The organism is Micromonospora sp. GCM10011541, assembly GCF_042650725.1.
Classification (GTDB): domain Bacteria; phylum Actinomycetota; class Actinomycetes; order Mycobacteriales; family Micromonosporaceae; genus Micromonospora; species Micromonospora sicca.
The window spans coordinates 21,501-38,188 of the sequence record NZ_JBHSBP010000002.1; the positions used below are offsets into that span (position 1 = coordinate 21,501).

Consider the following 16,688-nt stretch of genomic DNA (forward strand, 5'->3'; position numbering starts at 1 on the left):
CAGTGACCATAACCTTCTCCACCCCCGCCGCATCAGCCGATGACGCGCTCCACCATGAGGAGGCGGCTAAGGGCAATATCGAGGCGGCCCAGCGCGCCATCTCCGCGCTCTCGGCGGCCCTGAGCGGTGCCGCGGACTACGACAAGATCCTGCTGCGCGCCGCCGCGGGCGCGGGGAAGTCCTACGCGCTGGTGCGCATGGTCCGCGAGGGTCTGGACCACGCCAACTGCACCCGGGTCGCAGTCACGGCCTTCGCCAACAAACAGGTCTTCCCGTTGGCCGGCGACCTCGGTAAGGCCCTCGGCGCAGCGAAGGTTTGCCTCTTCGTGGCCCAGGACCGCCTACCCGACGTCCCACAGGACGTACGCGACAACGTCTCCGTCGCGACGACAACCACGCTCATCCCCAGCTCTTGCGAGGTTGTTCTCGGCACTTCTCACAAGCTGGGCGCGCTGGGCGAGCGCCGGCGACTGCTCGACCACCTCGGATCAGCCGGCAACGACTCGCTTCCCTTCGACGTGCTGTTTGTCGACGAGGCCTGGCAGCTCCCCCGGCATCGCTACTCAACAGTCGAGGGACTCGCTCCCATCTCCGTCGGGGTGGGCGACGTAGGCCAGCTGCCGCCCATCGACCCCAGCCAAAACCCGTGGCGAGGGGACCCCGGCTACAACCCGTACCGCGCATGGCCCACCGCCTACGAGGGCGGCGATACGACCTGCGTTCTCGATCTCCCAGCCGTATGGCGCCCCACGGCCGCACAGCTTCCGCTCTGGCGGGCCTTCTACAGCGATTGGGATCAGCTCAACTGTGTGGCAGGGCCCGGCGACCGGTCCGTGGAGCTGCCGCCACTGACCGGAGCAACAGCCTCGATCTGGGCCTCCGTCGCCAGTGGAAATCCCACTCTTCTCGAGGTCGACGGCCTGCCCGCACCCGAAGCTGCCGACATCGATCTCCCACTTCTCGGCATAGTCGAGGAACTGCTCACCCCCCTGCTCGCGGGTGGCTTCAGCACCGTCGCCCGGCAGTACGACGGCCAAGGAAAGCCCCTCGAAGAGGTTCGCGTGAACTCGGCAGCGTCCACGGACAACCCGCTGATCGTCATCCTCGCCACCCGCAACCAGACCGTCGACGACGCGACCGAGCTGGTCGAGCGCCTGGCCGAGAAGTACGACCTGCCCGACGGCGTACTCGTGGCATCAACAGTCGACTCCTGGCAGGGCCAGACCAACGCCATCACCGTTGCCATCCACCCGCTCTCCGGAGCCGAACAGCTCGACGAGTTCAACTCCGCCTTCGGGCGCCTCGCTGTCACCTGCACCCGCGCGACACACGGCCTCTTGATGGTCGCCCGCAGCGGCCTGAACGACCTGCTAAGCAAGGCGCCAGCCCGCCCCGGTACCCCGCTCGGCGAACCTGGATCACGGTCGCTCCCCCGCCAGACCCACCAGCGGATCCTGGCTGCCTTCAGCCGGAGCACGCTAACGGTAAACCCGATCTAACCGCTCGTGCTACCGCCTGGTACTTGAGCCAAATATGAAGATCGCGATTAGCGCGCCGGCGCGGACACCCAGAATTAAACCGCCGAGGCTGAACACCACATGGCGGGTATCGGCGCAGATCAGGAGGATGACGAGGGCGACCAGGAGCCCACGCAGCAATGAGGCTGTCCACGCGAATGCGTGCTGGAAGTCGGCCTCCGGGTGAAAGACAGATCGCCGCGTGATCAGCTCGGCCATGACCGTAGCCACCTCGGTGTCGCCTGCAATTGAAGTGATCCGACGACACCTTGGCAAAGATGTACGGGCCATCATGCCGTGCCTCTGCGGCTTCCTCGGCGAAGGTCGCAAGCCGCAGCAGCCTGGGCGCGGGCGCACCGCCACAGCTGAACGGCGCGCAACACCCATCGATCGGATCATGTCCAATCGGGTCCGGCGTACCTAGAATGATTGCGGTGTTGACCCTCGGCGTTGACCTGGCAGCAGCGGACAAGCGCACGGCCATGGCCACGATCGAATGGCTGTCGGACCGCGCGGTGGTGCGGGACTTGGTACTCGACGTCAGCGACGCCTGCATCGTCAAGGCCAGCCACGACGTGGACAAGACCGGACTGGACTGCCCGCTCGGATGGCCGGGACCTTTCGTCGCGCTCATGACGGCCCACCAATCCGGTCACGTCACCGTTGCCGAAAGTGAGGGCGCACAGTGGCGCCGTCGCATGGCCTACCGCCTCACCGACGAGGTCGTGCGCGAGAAGACGGGCATCGTTCCGCTCAGCGTGGCAGCGGACCGCATCGCGCACACCGCCCTCCGCTGCGCCGGGCTGCTGGCGATGCTCGCCGCCGACGGGCAGGACGTTGATCGCTGCGGCAGCGGCAAGATCGTCGAGGTGTACCCGGCGGCGGCCCTGAACTGCTGGGGGCTGACGCACCGCGGCTACAAGGGACGCGGTCAGCAGGCCCAGCACGCCGACCTCGTGACCGCACTTTGTGCGGCCGCACCATGGCTCGAGCTGGGAGCGTTCGAGGCGCTGTGCCGGCGCAGCCATGATGCGTTCGACTCGGTAGTCGCGGCGTTGAGTGCGCGCGCCGCCGCGATGGGGAAGGCCACCAGGCCCAACGAAGAGCAGCGAGTAATCGCGCGTACCGAGGGCTGGATCGCTCTTCCCACCTGTCCTCCCAGCGGTCTCATCGACATGGCAGAAGCATGAGTGGAAGGCATCCATGACATCGGGCCTGAGCTGGTTGGACAGTTCCCGCGACGACCAGCAACGCATGCGTGAGCTGCTCAAGCTCTTCAGCGACACGGAAAGCCGGGACGAGTTGGGCATCGGCCAGGTCCGCGACGCGTTCAGCGACCTGCTCTTCCCGGGCACCTCCGTCCTCCAGAACCGAGCCCGATACCTGCTGATCGTGCCCTGGTGCTACCAGGAGGCGCAGCGGCGTGGGCTACGCGGTGACCGCCTCGCCGCGCAGGTCGACCGCAACGAACGGAAGGTGATCGACGCCCTGCTGCGCGGAGACGACACCGAGGGCGTGATCGGCCGGCGGGCCGGCGTCGGCGTGCGGACGCTGCCGTCGAGCATCTACGCAGCGGCGCTGCTGCGGTACGGCATCCGCACCGGCGACGACGACACCGCCCCGGACCGTCGACTGACTGTCGGCACGGCCGAGACCGACGAGATGACCGAACGGTCGAGCGGAACCTGGCACCCGACGCTGCCAGCGGCGCCAGCGAAGTTTCCAAGTGAGATCGAGGGTGCGCTGAGGCTGCGCCCGGACGAGGCCCGCTGGCTGCGCGAGCGGATCCTCGCCGCAGAGCCGAACACCCTGTTGGCGTACCTGCTCGAGCCCGAGCACCGTCCCGGCTGGGACAGTGAGGCACCGTGGAGTGAGCCGACGACGCTCGCCGCGCCAGAGCCGATCGGCCCGCTGGTCCGGGACGCCCAGCGATTCTCGCTGGCCATCCACGGCGCAGCGCTGCTGTACAACCTGCTCATCGCCAAGCGATACGAGCAGGCGGGCCTTACCGAGCGCGAGGAGCCGGTGGCCCGGTACCGGAACGAGCTGCTGAGGTGGAACGATCGGGTGTCGGCGGAGCACAACCTCAAGGGCTGGGACCGACCGGGCATGTGGACCCGACTTATCGACAAGAATCCACGGATCGCCACGAACGTCGCCGCACGTCGCTTCATCGACCGATGGATCGACGCGGTCACCAGCGGAGCCGCGGGCGACGCCGCCACCGACCAGAGCCTGCGGAACCTCGTGGCCGAGCGGGAACGGTCGGTGAAGAAAGACCAGTCGCGACTGGTCAACGACAAGCTGCTGCGCGCGTGGAGCGGCGCCTCAGGCAGTCGACCACTGGTGTTCCGCTGGCCGCAGGTTCGCCGGATCCTCGCCGACATCCACGACGGCTGCGCCGCCGACCTGCCGGAGGCTGCCGGTGCTCACGCCTGACTCCCGCGCGCTGCTGCTCGACGCGTTGCGCCCGCCACCGGGCGCGCGGCTGTCCCGCGCCGTGGCCTTGACGTTCACCCTGGACTTGGAAAGTCTGCTGGTCGCCCCGCTGGCCTTCGCCGCGCACGGGCTGCGCGAGTCGACCGACCCGATTGCGGTGATGGAGGGCGTACGGCACTGCGCCGACCGCATCGACGTGTTCTGCCAGGCAGGGCAGATCGTGGTGCCGCCGGGACGGTCTGCGCTGTTGGCGTTCGTCGAGCCCATGGTGCACCAGGTGCGCCGTCCCAAGCCGGGTCATTTGTTCCACCCCAAGCTGTGGGCGCTGCGGTTCCTTGACGAGGCGACCGGAGAGACATCGCTGCGGATGCTGGTGCTCAGCCGGAATCTGACCAAGGATCGCAGCTGGGACGTGTGCCTGCGCCTGGACGGTCACACTGGCACTCGCCGGCTGGCAACCAACAAACCCTTGTTCGACCTCGTGCAGCACACATTGCACCTCGCGGTCGCGCCAATGCCGCCGGACCGGCGGGCAGCGATCGAGGCGCTAGGCGAGGACCTGCGTCGGACCGAGTGGGAGTATCCCGAGGGCGCGCGGGAGATGTTCTTTTACGCGTTGGGGGTGCCTCGTACTCGCCCACCGGACTTCGAAGGAACGCGTCACCTGGTCATATCACCGTTCTGCACGGCCGGCGGTCTGGAGCGGTGCGCACCGAGCGGCAAGCTGTCGCTGGTGAGCCGCCAGGAGACGCTCGACTGCGTGCCTCAGGAGAGCCTGGGAGGATCCGAGACGTTCGTAGTCAGCGCCCTAGCCGGCCTGCCCGCCGAGGAGGCGCCGTCCGGCCAGGAGGTGCTTCACGGGCTGCACGCGAAGGTGTACGTGGTGGAGAAGGGCCACCAGGCGCGAGTCCTGCTCGGTTCCGCGAATGCCACCGATGCGGCGTTCGGCGGTAACGTCGAACTGCTGGTGGAGCTGGTTGGTAGCCGCACTCAGTGGGGCGTCAATGCCCTTCTCGGTCCCGGGGCGGGTTTCCGGGAGATCCTCGAGCCATACGAACGCCAGGAGGCCACCGAGCCGGAGCCGGAAACGGGCATCCTGCGCGATCTGGTCCGCGACATCGCTGCCATCCCACTGTCGGCCACCGTCACGCCCAAGGCCGACGGCTACGGCATCCGGCTGACCTCGGAGGACGCCCTGCCCGACGTGTCGGGGGTGCGGATTACCGCGCAGTTGCACACGCGTCGCGGCGAGGCGGTGCTGCTGGTTCCGGGGCAGCCGGTGGCTGCGGCGTTCATCGGGCTTGCGCTGGCCGACATAACTCCGTTCGTCCTCGTCATCGCCGAGGACGGCACTGGCCGGGAGCAGACCGTCGTTCTCGCCACCCTGATCGGCGACCCCGCGAATCGGCTCGACCACCTCATAGCCCAGCAGATCGACACGCCGGAGAAGTTCCTGCAGTTCCTGCTGTTGATGCTCGGCCTCGGTACCGAGGCTGCCGCCGTCGCGAGCGACCACGCTGGCGGACAAGGCGCCTGGCGCACCGGCGGGACAGGAATCCTCGAGCTGCTGCTCAACGCTCTCGTCGACCGGCCGGAGCAGCTTGACGACCTAGCCCGGCTGGTCACCCGCATCGAAGCCGGCGGTGACGGCAAGCGGCTGCTGCCGCCCGGCTTCCCCGAGCTGTGGCGGGTCATCACAGCGGCACGGGACACGATGACAGAGGCGGCGAGCCGGTGAAGCGGTACGACGCCGGACCAGTCATGGCCGGGTTGAAGGACTTCCAGCGCGCCACCGTCGCGCACGTCATCGACCGGTATTTCGGCACCGAGCCGACCCGCCGTTTCCTGGTCGCCGACGAGACCGGGCTCGGCAAGAGCGTCGTCGCCCGAGGCGTCATCGCCCAAACCCTGCAGCGGTTGCAGGACGACACCAGCGTGGAGCGGGTAGACGTCATCTACGTCTGCTCCAACCAGGACGTCGCCCGGCAGAACATCGGCCGGCTACGGGTCACCCCCGACGAGACCGTCACGCTGTCCAGCCGGCTCACCCTGCTCGCCAAGCACGCGCACCAGCTCAACGCCGCAACCGTCGCCGCCGGCAAGCCGATCAACCTGGTCGCGTTCACGCCGGGCACCTCGTTCGATCAGGGCTGGCGGACCGGTACCGCGGAGGAGCGGGCGCTGCTGTTCCTGCTCCTCGAACAGGCGAACTCCTGGGACGGTTGGCGGACGCGGGCCGCGCTACGGGCGTTGCAGGCGGGCGTCGCGAACCCTGAACGGTTCAAGAGGCACTGCGACCGGCTGCGGGAGCAGCTCGAGGGGAAACTCGACCCCACGATCACCGGCGAGTTCTTGCGCCGTGCCCGTCAGCGGGGCCTGCTCGACGAGTTCGACGCACTGCTCGACGGGATCGGTCGGCGCCCCGCCCTGCCCAACGCGCTGCAGGAGAAGGCCCGCAAGCTCACCGGCGATCTACGTACGGCGCTGGCCACCGCTGGCGTCGAGGTTCTCGAACCCGACCTGATCATCCTCGACGAGTTCCAGCGGTTCCGGGAGCTGCTCGATCCGAACGGCGGCGAGGGTGCCGAACTCGCCCGCCACCTGTTCGACTACCGGGCCGCCAGGGTCCTGCTGCTGTCGGCCACCCCGTACAAACCGTTCACCTTCGCCGAGGAAATCGCCGCCGGCGAGGACCACTACAGCGACTTCCGGCAGGTGCTGCGTTTCCTCAGCGACGACGAGTCCTGGCACGCCGACGTGACAAAGGCGTTCGAGGGGTACCGGGATGCGCTGGTACGCGGCGAGCCCTGCGGTGACCTGCGTGACTGGCTGCGCGGCCTGCTGCTGCGAGTCATGTGCCGGACCGAGCGGCCTGCGCTGGGCCAGGACGGGATGCTGCGCGAGCACGTCAGCCTCGCCAACGACGTCGACGCCGCCGACGTACGCAGCTACGTGTCGATGCGCAGAATCGCCAAAGCCGTCGGCGCTCCGATGACAGTCGAGTACTGGAAGTCGGCGCCGTACTTCCTGAATTTCCTCGACGGCTACCAGCTCGGTGACAAGGTCCGCGCGGCGCTCGATGGCCAGCCGCACCCCGACGTGCCCGCGCTGCTGGCGTCTGCGCATCTGCTCGACGCCAAGGTGATCAGCCGACGAGAGCCGGTCGATCTCGGCAACGGCCGGTTGCGGCAGCTCGCTGCGGGAACTGTTGATCGAGGCTGGTGGCGTCTGCTGTGGCTGCCCCCGTCATTGCCGTACCACGCGCTCGGCGAGCCGTTCGCCGCCGCGGCGCGTGAGGGCATCACCAAGCGGCTGTTGTTCTCGTCCTGGAACGCCACCCCCACCGCCGTCGCAGGGCTGCTCAGCTACGAGGCAGAACGCCGGCTCGGTCGTGCCGGGGAGGGCCACCGGCACCTCGACTACCGCATGGAACACGGCCGCCCGGCGGCGATGAACGCCCTCGCGCTCTTCTGGCCGCATCCCGCCCTAGCCGCGCTGTGCGACCCGCTGGCCCTGGCCCGGCAGCGGCCGGACGAAACCGCACCGCTCGACGAATTCGAGCGGGAGGTCCGCGAACGGCTGCGCGCTCGCACGTCTGGCGATGCGGCGCCCACCGAGCTTAGCCCCGCCGAACCGTGGGAGCTGGTCTTCCAGTGGCCCGACGCCGATCCCGGCGTCGAAGACGCCGCGGCGGCCCTGGGTACCTCCGCCGATGAGGAAGGAGCGGCCACCGGCCTGGACCGGCACGTGGCACGAGCCCGCGAGCTGGCGAGCCAGGCCCGCTACCCGACAGCAGAACACCTCGACCGTCTGCTCGACAGTGTCGCGGCGATCGGTCTGCACGGACCTGGCAACATCGCCTGGCGGGCGCTGTCCCGGCTGATCCACACCGACAGCACTGTGACACCGGCGGGACACTGGCGCGCCGCGGCGCTCCTCGCCAACGGGCTACGCTCCCTGTTCAACCGGCCGGAATCCGCGCAGCTGCTCGAGAGCCTGTCGATGGGCCAGGTCTACTGGCAGGCGGTGCTCCGTTACTGCGCGGCCGGGGGTCTGCAGGCCGTCCTTGACGAGCACCTGCACACGCTGCGCAGCGGGGCCTCCGACACCCGGTTGGACGACGACGAGCTTTACAGACTCGCCGAAGAGGCGCGGCAAGCGATCGCCAGCCGACCGTCGACGTACGAAGCCTTCGACCCGCGCCACCCCGGTCAGCCCATCAAGCTGCCGGGTCGGTTCGCGCTGCGTTACGGCGGCCGCGGCGAGGAACAGTCCCAGGTCAATCGCAAGGAGACCGTGCGGCGGGCCTTCAACAGCCCGTTCTGGCCATTCGTGGTCGCCACGACCAGCGCCGGCCAGGAGGGCATTGACTTCCACCAGTGGTGCTCGGCCGTCGTGCACTGGAACACCCCCGCCAACCCGGTCGACTTCGAGCAGCGTGAGGGCCGGGTACACCGGTTCGGCGGGCACGCCGTGCGCCGCAACGTCGCCGCCGCACACCGTACGGAGGCCCTGCGCTCCCCCGAGCCGGACGTGTGGAAGGCCCTGTACGACGCGGCACGCGCAGTCTCCGGAGAGCTGGGCGACTTCGCGCCGTACTGGGTGTTCCCGGGACCGGCGAAGATCGAGCGGCACATCCTGCCGTACCCGCTCAGCCGCGACCAGGCGAAGCTCGACCGGCTCAAGTCGGACCTGGTGATGTACCGGCTGGCGTTCGGCCAGCCCAGGCAGGAGGACCTGCTGAACCTGCTCCGACGACGGGAGACCGGCGCGGCGGGCGTACCCGACATCCTGGATCTGCGACCGGCCCCTGAATGGAAGCGACAGTGACCGACCAGCCAGCCTGGCAGCTCATCCTCACCGCAGCGCGCCAGCTCGCGAAACGCAAGCTCAACTTCAGCCGAGCGGAGCTGATCGACGAGGTCCAACGGCTCGACCCGAGGCGGCACCCACAGTCGCTCGGCCCGGTCATCCAGGGAATGACCCGGGATACCACCGGCGGCCCGCCGAGCCCGTGCGGGATGCCGCTCATCCGGGTCGGGCCCGGCCGGTACACGCTCGTCGACAGCAGCCGACCGCCCTCCTCCCCCACAGCTCAGCCATCGATCCCGACCCAGCGCCCGAGCGGGCACTCAAGGCCGGCCGAGTCTGGTGAGACCCAGGCCGACATCGCACTGATCGGCTGCGTCAAGACGAAACTCGACCGCCCTGTGCCAGCCCGCGACCTGTACGTCTCGCCGCTGTTCATCCGCCGCCGCACCTACGTCGAACGGCACGCCCGCCGCTACTACATCCTGAGCGCCGAGCATGGCCTGGTGCTGCCTGAAACGGTGCTCGCGCCGTACGACACCGCCCTCGCCGAGCAAAGCAAGGACTACCGGCGGGTCTGGGGCCAATGGGTAGCGGCCAAGCTGATGCGCGCAGTGGGCCAGGTGCGCGACCGCGTGATCGAAATCCACGCCGGCGACGAGTACGCCCAAGCAATCGCGCCACTGCTCACCCAGGCCGGAGCGACGGTACGCCGACCGCTAGCCGGGCTACCGCTCGGCGAACAGCTCGCCTGGTACAGCCGGCAGTCCCTATCACCAGCACCAGAACAACCCTCAGCTCTCGCCGGGCAGCCCCGGGAGACCCTCCCACCGCTCGCGCCCGCCGGCATGCCCGTTCCCGCTCGGCCAGATGCGCGTGCCATCGTCACTGCCCTGCTGACGTACGGGCGGGAACATCAGGCCGAACGGGCCGGCACCCCACCCCGATTCACACCGCACCCAGAAGCCAACACGCTGATCCTGACCAACCCGTTCGCGTTCCTACTCGCCGTCATCTTCGACCAGGGCATACCCGCCGAGCGGGCATGGCAGGCACCGTACGACCTGCGTCAGCGCCTCGGACACCTCGACCCCGCGCGGGTGGCGGCCGAACCAGAGCAGGTACGTGCTGCCGTCGCCCAGCCGCGGGCACTGCATCGGTTCGTCAACAACATGCCCGGATGGCTGGTCGCCGCCGCCATCATCGTCGTGAACGAATACGGTGGCGACGCCGGCCGGATCTGGGCGGGCGAACCCCGCGCGACCGACTTGGCCACCCGGCTGCGGAGGTTTCCCGGCATCGCACAGAAGAAGTCGGCGATGGCAGTAGAGATCCTGGCCCGCGACCTGGCGGTGCCGATCCGGGAGCTATCCGGGACGGACATCGCCTACGACGTGCATGTACGGCGGGTATTCCTCCGTACGCGACTCGCCGAGCGCGACGACATCGACCACATGGTGGAGGTGGCGCGATGGTTACACCCCGAGCGGCCCGGAGAGCTGGACTTCCCTGCCTGGCTGATCGGACGACGCTGGTGCGGGCCAGGCATACCAGACTGCGGCGGCTGCCCGCTGCGATCAGTCTGCCCGAAGGATATCGGTCAGGCGGCAGCGGTCTGACGGCCGAAGGCAAGTCTGGCCGGAGCGATCCCACCTGGTACCGCTCAGTGGTGTTCACGAGCGGATTTTGCGCCTGCAGCCTGGGAAGCCTGCCTTGCGGGCAGGTTTGACCTGGACGCTGCACGTCAGGGGTCCCAAAGACTCTATGGCGCCACCCTCAATCCCATGGGTCCGCAGCCGTCCAAGCAGTCCCGCAGATTAAGAGGCTGATCTTGGTCGAGTCGTTCGGTCCAACCAGGTGCCGAGAGTCCATCTTTTCGCGGTTATGTGTCGGTCCCGTCGAGACGGCGTCCCACTCCGTCCACCCAACCCCGGGTCCGTCCACGGCGCCTGAGCACCCGCCGAGCACCCCGATGATGCCGGGCCATGCCAGCGAGGGCGTAGCTACCTCCTCCGAAGCGGCTCAGGCAGCGGCTTGGTGTGGACGACGGCCAACTCGCGGTTCGGCCGGGTGAGTGCCGTGTAGAGCGGCCCCTGCCGACCGAGGTTCTGCGGGAAGTCGGCGGGCTCGACCACGACAACACCGTCAAACTCCAACCCGCGGGCGGTGTCCGGGTGGGCCACGGTCACCTCCCGGCCTGAGTCTTGCCAGGTGGAACCGTTCTGCCGGGATCTCACCCAGCGCGCCCGGTGCAACATGGTCTCCACTGTCTTTGGATCGGCGGTGATGACGGCGACAGTGCCCTGAGGATAGGCCACCTGCAAACGGATCACGTGGTGGAGCACCGTGGTGCCCAGATCCGACCGCTGGCACCGCTTGACCGTCGGCTCAGGCCCCTCCTCCTGGAAGGCCAGGACCACACGCTCCGCAGGCGGGAGGAGCCGGTTGGCGTATTGGAGGATCGGTCGGGTGGACCGGTAACCACGTTCGAGCCGGTGTATCGGCGGATCGCCGTAGGGTATGGCGAGCAGATCCAGCACCTGCGTCCACGACCCAGGGGTGTAGTCGGAGCGCCGCTGGTTGAGATCGCCGACGATGGTCCATGCGTGGGCCTCGTTCATCGACGTTAGCAGGTGCCACTCCAGCGGGGTCACGTCCTGCGCCTCGTCGACGATGATGTGTTCAATGCCCACGAGATCGCGTGGCTTGGCGACCTCCCATTGGATGATCGCGAGTAATGGGGTATGCGCGCGTATGGTCCGCGCATCCCGGACCGGTGGGAGGCCACCCAGGTATTTGATCCACTCCGGATCTTTCGTCAATGGGTATTCGCTGCTGCCGTTGCGGCGCACGTGCTCGTAGACGCCGTCAAGTGTGGGCATCATGCCGGTGGCCTTCAGTCGCGCGACCGCTGCGCGCACCAACACGGCCAGCATCTTGGCGAAGTCCTGCCAGGAACGGGAGACTGGGCCACGCGGCTCATGCCGGAGGTGGAGCAGGTGCCGCATCAGCTCAGGCAGCGAGAGCACCCGAACCCGCTTCGATCCGCTGGTAAGCCGATCGATCACCGCCCGTATGTGCTCCGAGTAGCCACTGGTCGGTCCCACGATCAGGACGTTGCCATCGAGGCTGTTCTCGGGAGGAGTGCCATCGCTGACGAGGTAGGCCGCCCGATGAGAGGCGATGATGGTCTTGCCCGTGCCGGGCTGACCTTCGATGATCATGCTGTCCATCGCCGGCACGGTGACGAGGTCGTACTGGTCCGGCTGGAGCGTTGCGAGCACCGGTGCGAGGCTCTTCGCGCGTGGCGCAGCGAGCCGAGCACGCAGCAGCGCCTCCGCACGCACTGGTGGCGCTGCGGCGCTCTGCCCGGCCGGAGCGGCCGGGCGTGAGGCCGGAGGCTCGGGCCGTACGGCGGGAGGAGCTGGGCGTGCGGACGGCGGCGCAGTGGCCGCGGCATCAGGCGACAACGGGGCCGGGAGCGAGCTGCGTTGGCGAGCTACTGGCGGTGTGGAGCCCGCGGCCGGGGTGGGCGCTGCGGGCTTCTGCGCTGCCGTCGGCTTCGCGGAAGGGGATTGCGTTGGTGACGGTGGCGCCGGGGGCAGTGGCGCCGCGCGGGGCGCTGCAGGTGGGCGGAGCGTGCGACTCGGTGCGGCGGGGACGGTGAGTGCGCGCTTGCGGAAGGGCTGCGCTGGCATCTCGTCGCCCACCGGCTCGTCGTGGAAGTCGACGATCTCGTCGCCGCGGTGCTCGAAGGCGCGGATGACGGCGACCTCGTCGCAGAGCTCGTGGTGGCGGGACCCGCGGAAGAACGTGCAGGCGACGGGAGCGGCCCAGCTGAAGACGTCGACGCCATCGAGGTTGGCCTTGGTTTCGCCGATGTAGAAGTCGCTGCCCCCGTCGAGGTCCTCCTCGTCGGGCTCGCGGAGGGCCACGCGGCCGATGAGAGCGCCAAGCGGCATGACGGCGCTTTTCGGCAATCCCGTGCCTGTCCATAAGCTGTTGCGCGATCCCTGATATGTGATGGGTCGGCTGGCACGGTCCTGAACCTGGCGGCGGTAGCGCTTCTGCGCGGTCCGCTCGTCTTCGAGATCGAGTTGCTTCCTTTCCAGGGTCATCCCGTCTCCGTCCCGTCGACGATCTGGACAACACATGCGGCGAGCGGCTCCAGCCGGATCTCCGGTTGGCCCGCGGTGCGGATGTCTTCCAGCAATGCGGTGAACTTCTCCTCCGCGCGGCGTTCCTGGCCTCGGAATCCCGCGACGGCCCTGTGCCCGCGGCCGCGTGACAGTGCGGTCTCGATGCGCTTGCGGATCGTCGCCAGCTTGCGCTCGTGCTGGGCGGTAACCGTGACGATCCGCGCCTCCTGCAGCGCTGCGAACTCGACGTCCCGCCGGGCCTGCTCGTCAAGGTGGCGCAAGTGCAGGCGGTCCGTCGCGCGCTCGGCGAGCCTGGGGAGCCGGTCGATCGTGGGAAGCGGCGCGTCGGCGAGCTTCCCCTCTGCCAGCGCGGCCAGCAGGGCGTCGACGGGTCCGTCGCCGGCGTTGCGCCGGGTCTCGGTGACGGCGGCACCCCAGATCTCGTCGCCACGTCGGGATGCGGTCGCCGCCGTCGCGAGGACGACGACGTAGGTGCCGGGCGCGACCTCGTCCGGGTCTCCCGTGATCCGCAGCGACGCGAAGCGTGCCTGCCGATGACCGGGAATGGCCGCGGCCGCCATAGTGAGTGGGCTGGTGGCGGTGAGCAGGGTGCCGCCGTGGGTGCGGGCGTGCTCCTGGTCGAGGACGAGCGTGAGCGGCAGTTCGTTGCGCAGTTGCGCGGAGATCGACCGAGTCTCGGTGCGGGAGCGCTGCGCGGACTTGGCGAGATCGTCGACGCGGGCGGCCATGGCGGCGTTGCCCCGTAGCTCCAGGGTGAGGCCGTCGGGTGCGACCTTCACGCCGGTCGCGGCATCGGTCCGCGCCCAGTCGTCGAGCAGCAGGGCAAGCTCGCGCTGCCCGATGTAGCGGCCTGTCCTCACCAGGTCGTCCTCGAGCCCGGCGACGTCGACGTCGTTGCCCACCAGCAGCGCGTTCGACGCGTCCGAGATGTCCCGCAGGCCGGCGCGCTGCTCCTCGATGGCGGTCAGCGCCTCGTGCAGCTTCTGCTCTCGCTGCGCTAGCGTGAGGGTGAAGTCGAAGCCGGCCTGCAGCGCCTTGGGCGCCTGCGCGGAGATGATGGGTTCCAGTGCGCCGATGGATGACTCGAAGATCTCGATGCGATCCAGCAGGCGGGCAAGGATGCGCTCGTCGATGGTTTCCTCGTTGACGAAGTTGACGACGAGGATCGTCTCCTCTTTCTGCCCGATCCGGTCGATGCGGCCGATGCGCTGCTCGATCTCCATGGGGTTCCACGGCAGGTCATAGTTGATCACGGCCGAGCAGAACTCGAAGTCCAGGCCCTCGCTGGCCACCCGGTTGGCGAGCACGAAGTCATAGCCACCGGCACGGAAGTCGGCCATGATCTGGCGCCGCGTCTCGCGGCTGACTCCGCCGTGCATGACCGCGACCTTGAACTCGGTGCCGAGCCGGCCGGCGAGGTAGGCCAGGGTCGGGCGGGAGTGTGTGAAGAGCAGCGCCTGCCGCTCCTGCTGGTGCAACCGTCGCAGCACCTTCCGCACGGTGTCGAACTTGGTGTCGACGTGCTCGGGGAGGCGCTGGGCGGCAGCGACAAGCTCGGCGTGCGGTTCGAGTCGGTAGGCGGCCGCATCCGAGTCAGCATCGGTGATGTCGAAGGCGCCCGGGTCGAGCACCGCCTTCCGCGCCATCGGAAGGCATGCGCTGGCCAGGCGCAGCGGCATCTGCATCGCGAAATAGAGATTGCTATCCATCGCCGCGGCCCGGTCCGAGCACCACCGAACGTACTCCTTATAGAAGTCCGACTCCACGTCGGTCCAGTTGATCTTTCGCCGGTCCTCAGTGCGCTTGGCCTTGCGGTCGTCGACCTCGACCTTCTTGGTGCGCGTGATGACGGTGGAAAGGGTGTTCAGTCCGGCCAGGTAGCGTTTGGCGTCGACGATGTCGTGCGGCGTCAGCTCGTCCTTAACCAGCACGTCACGCAGGAGCCCGAAGTCGGGCCGCCGCATGAGCGCGCCACCGAGCGATGTGGTCCTGAGCTCACCGAGCTGGGCGATCAGCTCCCGGCCGCGGACCCCCTTCTCGACGAGGCGCGCCGTGACGGCGTTGATGATCCGGTTGGGCTCCAGCCGTAGCTGCAGGTCCAGGCTGCTCCCGTAGTCCTCTGGCACGAGGAGTTCGAGCAGGTTGAGCAGGTCCTGCTCGCGGAGGTTGATCGGCGTCGCGGTGAGGAAGACCAGGCTCGCGGCCCAGTCCGCCAGCTCCGTGCCGAGCGCGTAGCTCTTGGTGTCCTGGTTGCGCATGGAGTGCGCCTCGTCAACGATCACCAGATCGAACACGGGCGGCACGGCCCGAAGATCCTCCAGCCCGCCCCATGTGCGCAGACGTTCGAGGCTGCAAATGTAGGCCTGGCGGGCAGGCAACCGGTTCTGCTGGTGGCGCTGGAGAAAGGACTTCAAGCCCGCGCTGTCGAGCTCCGTGAGCTCGAACTCGAAGCGGTCCTCCATCTCCTGCTTCCACTTGCCCACCAGGCTCGACGGGCACACGACCAGGACCCGGTCGGCCTCTCCGCGGGCTTCCATCTCGGTCCAAATCAGGCCCGCCTCGATGGTCTTGCCCAGGCCCACCTCGTCAGCGATGAGCAACCTCGCCTTGCCGGTTTGCAGCAGCTTGAGCACCGGCTTGAACTGGTAGGGCCGGAACGTCGTCCGCGTGGCGCGAAACGAAAAAAGCGTGTTGGCGAACTTACCCAGCAGCTTGGCACGGGTGAGGGTGGCACCGAACCTGCTCGCCGGGGTCGGCTCGCGGGTCACCCAGGTCGGCGGGTTGTCGATTTTCGGAAATGGACGCAGCCGCGACTCCACGACGTCCTGCTGGCGGCCCTCAACCATCACCGTGTAGGACCAATGCTCGCGAAGGAACTTGCGGTCGCGCACCACCACGTCCACGCCACCGGGGTGAGTGAGGGCAGCCTCGCTGAGCGCGAAGAGCGGAGCAGGGACCACCGCAGCCTTGTGCCACAGATCCTCCGCCCAGCCCCACGCGGCGAGCAGCGGATGCTCGGCGTCGAGGCCATAGGGTGACTCCACCATGGCGCCGCCCGGCAGAGCACCGGCCGCGACCTGGACGATGACCGGGCCGTCCTCGACCCCTTGGAACCAGTAGACGCCCTCGGGGAGTTCCACCTCCGGGTGCCACAGCACCCGGCACTCGCTTACCTGATCGGCGAGCGACCGCACGGGCGTGTCCAGGACGAGCGCGCGCGCGAACCGACCCCGGTCGAGCGCGACGTCGATCCGCTCATGGTCGGGGAAATATCCGAACGTCACATCACCAGTCGATGAGGGGGGCGTCACCGAGCAGGCACTCCTTGCTGTCCGCCAGTTGCCGGGTAGAAAGGAGCCAGGGGCCGAACCCTGGTCATTGTCCCGCAAGCCTACGCAGCCGGGCACCACCGCGTCTCTGGGCCGAACAGCCAACGCGAGTTGTGCGATTCGCCGAGGCCCCTGCGTAACACCGGTCCGGCGGATACCTGGCGTGAGCGTTTCGGCATCACGCCAGCGTGAGCCATGCACACCAGCTTCCGATGGTGGACCGGTGCCGGCATCGAGGGACTCGTGATAAAAGACCTTGCCAGCCGCTACACGCCGGGGAGGTCCGCGGGCCCGCACGAAAGGCCGAACTTTTAGACTGGTCGCCGCTGATGATCCACCGTCCGCCGATGCGTTCGAAGCTGTTGACGGGCACGGCAGTCTCACAATCGGCGGTGGACCAGGTTCAGGACCGCTGCGAACCGGCCGATAGCTGG

The 16,688-nt window shown here is 68.4% G+C and carries 9 protein-coding genes; 6 read left to right on the forward strand and 3 right to left on the reverse strand.

Annotated elements, in window-relative coordinates; translation table 11 throughout:
- The first annotated feature begins 2 nt into the window (after window positions 1-2).
- Window positions 3-1,499, forward strand: coding sequence for a hypothetical protein (locus tag ACFOYX_RS00335; RefSeq protein ID WP_322442498.1), 1,497 nt, complete (start codon window positions 3-5; stop codon window positions 1,497-1,499).
- A gap of 9 nt (window positions 1,500-1,508) precedes the next feature.
- Here ACFOYX_RS00335 and ACFOYX_RS00340 read toward each other — a convergent pair whose 3' ends face one another.
- Window positions 1,509-1,736 carry a hypothetical protein gene (locus ACFOYX_RS00340; protein WP_322442497.1) on the reverse strand — a complete coding sequence of 76 codons (228 nt, stop codon included), beginning with the start codon at window positions 1,734-1,736 and terminating at the stop codon, window positions 1,509-1,511.
- A gap of 215 nt (window positions 1,737-1,951) precedes the next feature.
- On the opposite strand from ACFOYX_RS00340, the gene ACFOYX_RS00345 reads away from it, so the two are divergent.
- The 5 genes from ACFOYX_RS00345 to ACFOYX_RS00365 are packed head-to-tail and all read left to right on the forward strand — an operon-like array spanning window position 1,952 to window position 10,384.
- Window positions 1,952-2,707: a DUF429 domain-containing protein gene (locus ACFOYX_RS00345; RefSeq protein WP_322442496.1), complete on the forward strand. Its 756-nt coding sequence runs from the start codon at window positions 1,952-1,954 to the stop codon at window positions 2,705-2,707.
- A 13-nt stretch (window positions 2,708-2,720) separates the two neighbouring features.
- Window positions 2,721-3,956: a DUF6361 family protein gene (locus ACFOYX_RS00350; protein ID WP_322442495.1), complete on the forward strand. Its 1,236-nt coding sequence runs from the start codon at window positions 2,721-2,723 to the stop codon at window positions 3,954-3,956.
- Complete coding sequence (locus ACFOYX_RS00355; protein ID WP_322442494.1) at window positions 3,943-5,694, forward strand: phospholipase D family protein; 1,752 nt, start codon at window positions 3,943-3,945, stop codon at window positions 5,692-5,694. Before ACFOYX_RS00350 ends, ACFOYX_RS00355 begins: the two co-directional genes overlap by 14 nt.
- The gene (locus tag ACFOYX_RS00360; protein WP_322442493.1) at window positions 5,691-8,786 is read left to right on the forward strand and encodes a helicase-related protein; all 3,096 of its coding nucleotides are present in this window, start codon (window positions 5,691-5,693) and stop codon (window positions 8,784-8,786) included. Before ACFOYX_RS00355 ends, ACFOYX_RS00360 begins: the two co-directional genes overlap by 4 nt.
- A complete protein-coding gene (locus ACFOYX_RS00365; RefSeq protein ID WP_322442492.1) occupies window positions 8,783-10,384 on the forward strand; it encodes a DUF6884 domain-containing protein in 1,602 nt (533 codons plus the stop codon). Before ACFOYX_RS00360 ends, ACFOYX_RS00365 begins: the two co-directional genes overlap by 4 nt.
- 384 nt (window positions 10,385-10,768) lie before the next feature.
- Here ACFOYX_RS00365 and ACFOYX_RS00370 read toward each other — a convergent pair whose 3' ends face one another.
- A complete protein-coding gene (locus tag ACFOYX_RS00370; RefSeq protein WP_322442491.1) occupies window positions 10,769-12,883 on the reverse strand; it encodes an AAA family ATPase in 2,115 nt (704 codons plus the stop codon).
- Window positions 12,880-16,209: a helicase-related protein gene (locus ACFOYX_RS00375; protein WP_322442490.1), complete on the reverse strand. Its 3,330-nt coding sequence runs from the start codon at window positions 16,207-16,209 to the stop codon at window positions 12,880-12,882. Before ACFOYX_RS00375 ends, ACFOYX_RS00370 begins: the two co-directional genes overlap by 4 nt.
- Window positions 16,210-16,688 lie beyond the last annotated feature (479 nt).

Coding starts and splice junctions, on each gene's coding strand:
- ACFOYX_RS00350 (WP_322442495.1), top strand. CDS start 2,721: ATGACATCGGGCCTGAGCTGGTTGGACAGTTCCCGCGACGACCAGCAA.
- ACFOYX_RS00340 (WP_322442497.1), bottom strand. CDS start 1,736: ATGGCCGAGCTGATCACGCGGCGATCTGTCTTTCACCCGGAGGCCGAC.
- ACFOYX_RS00370 (WP_322442491.1), bottom strand. CDS start 12,883: ATGACCCTGGAAAGGAAGCAACTCGATCTCGAAGACGAGCGGACCGCG.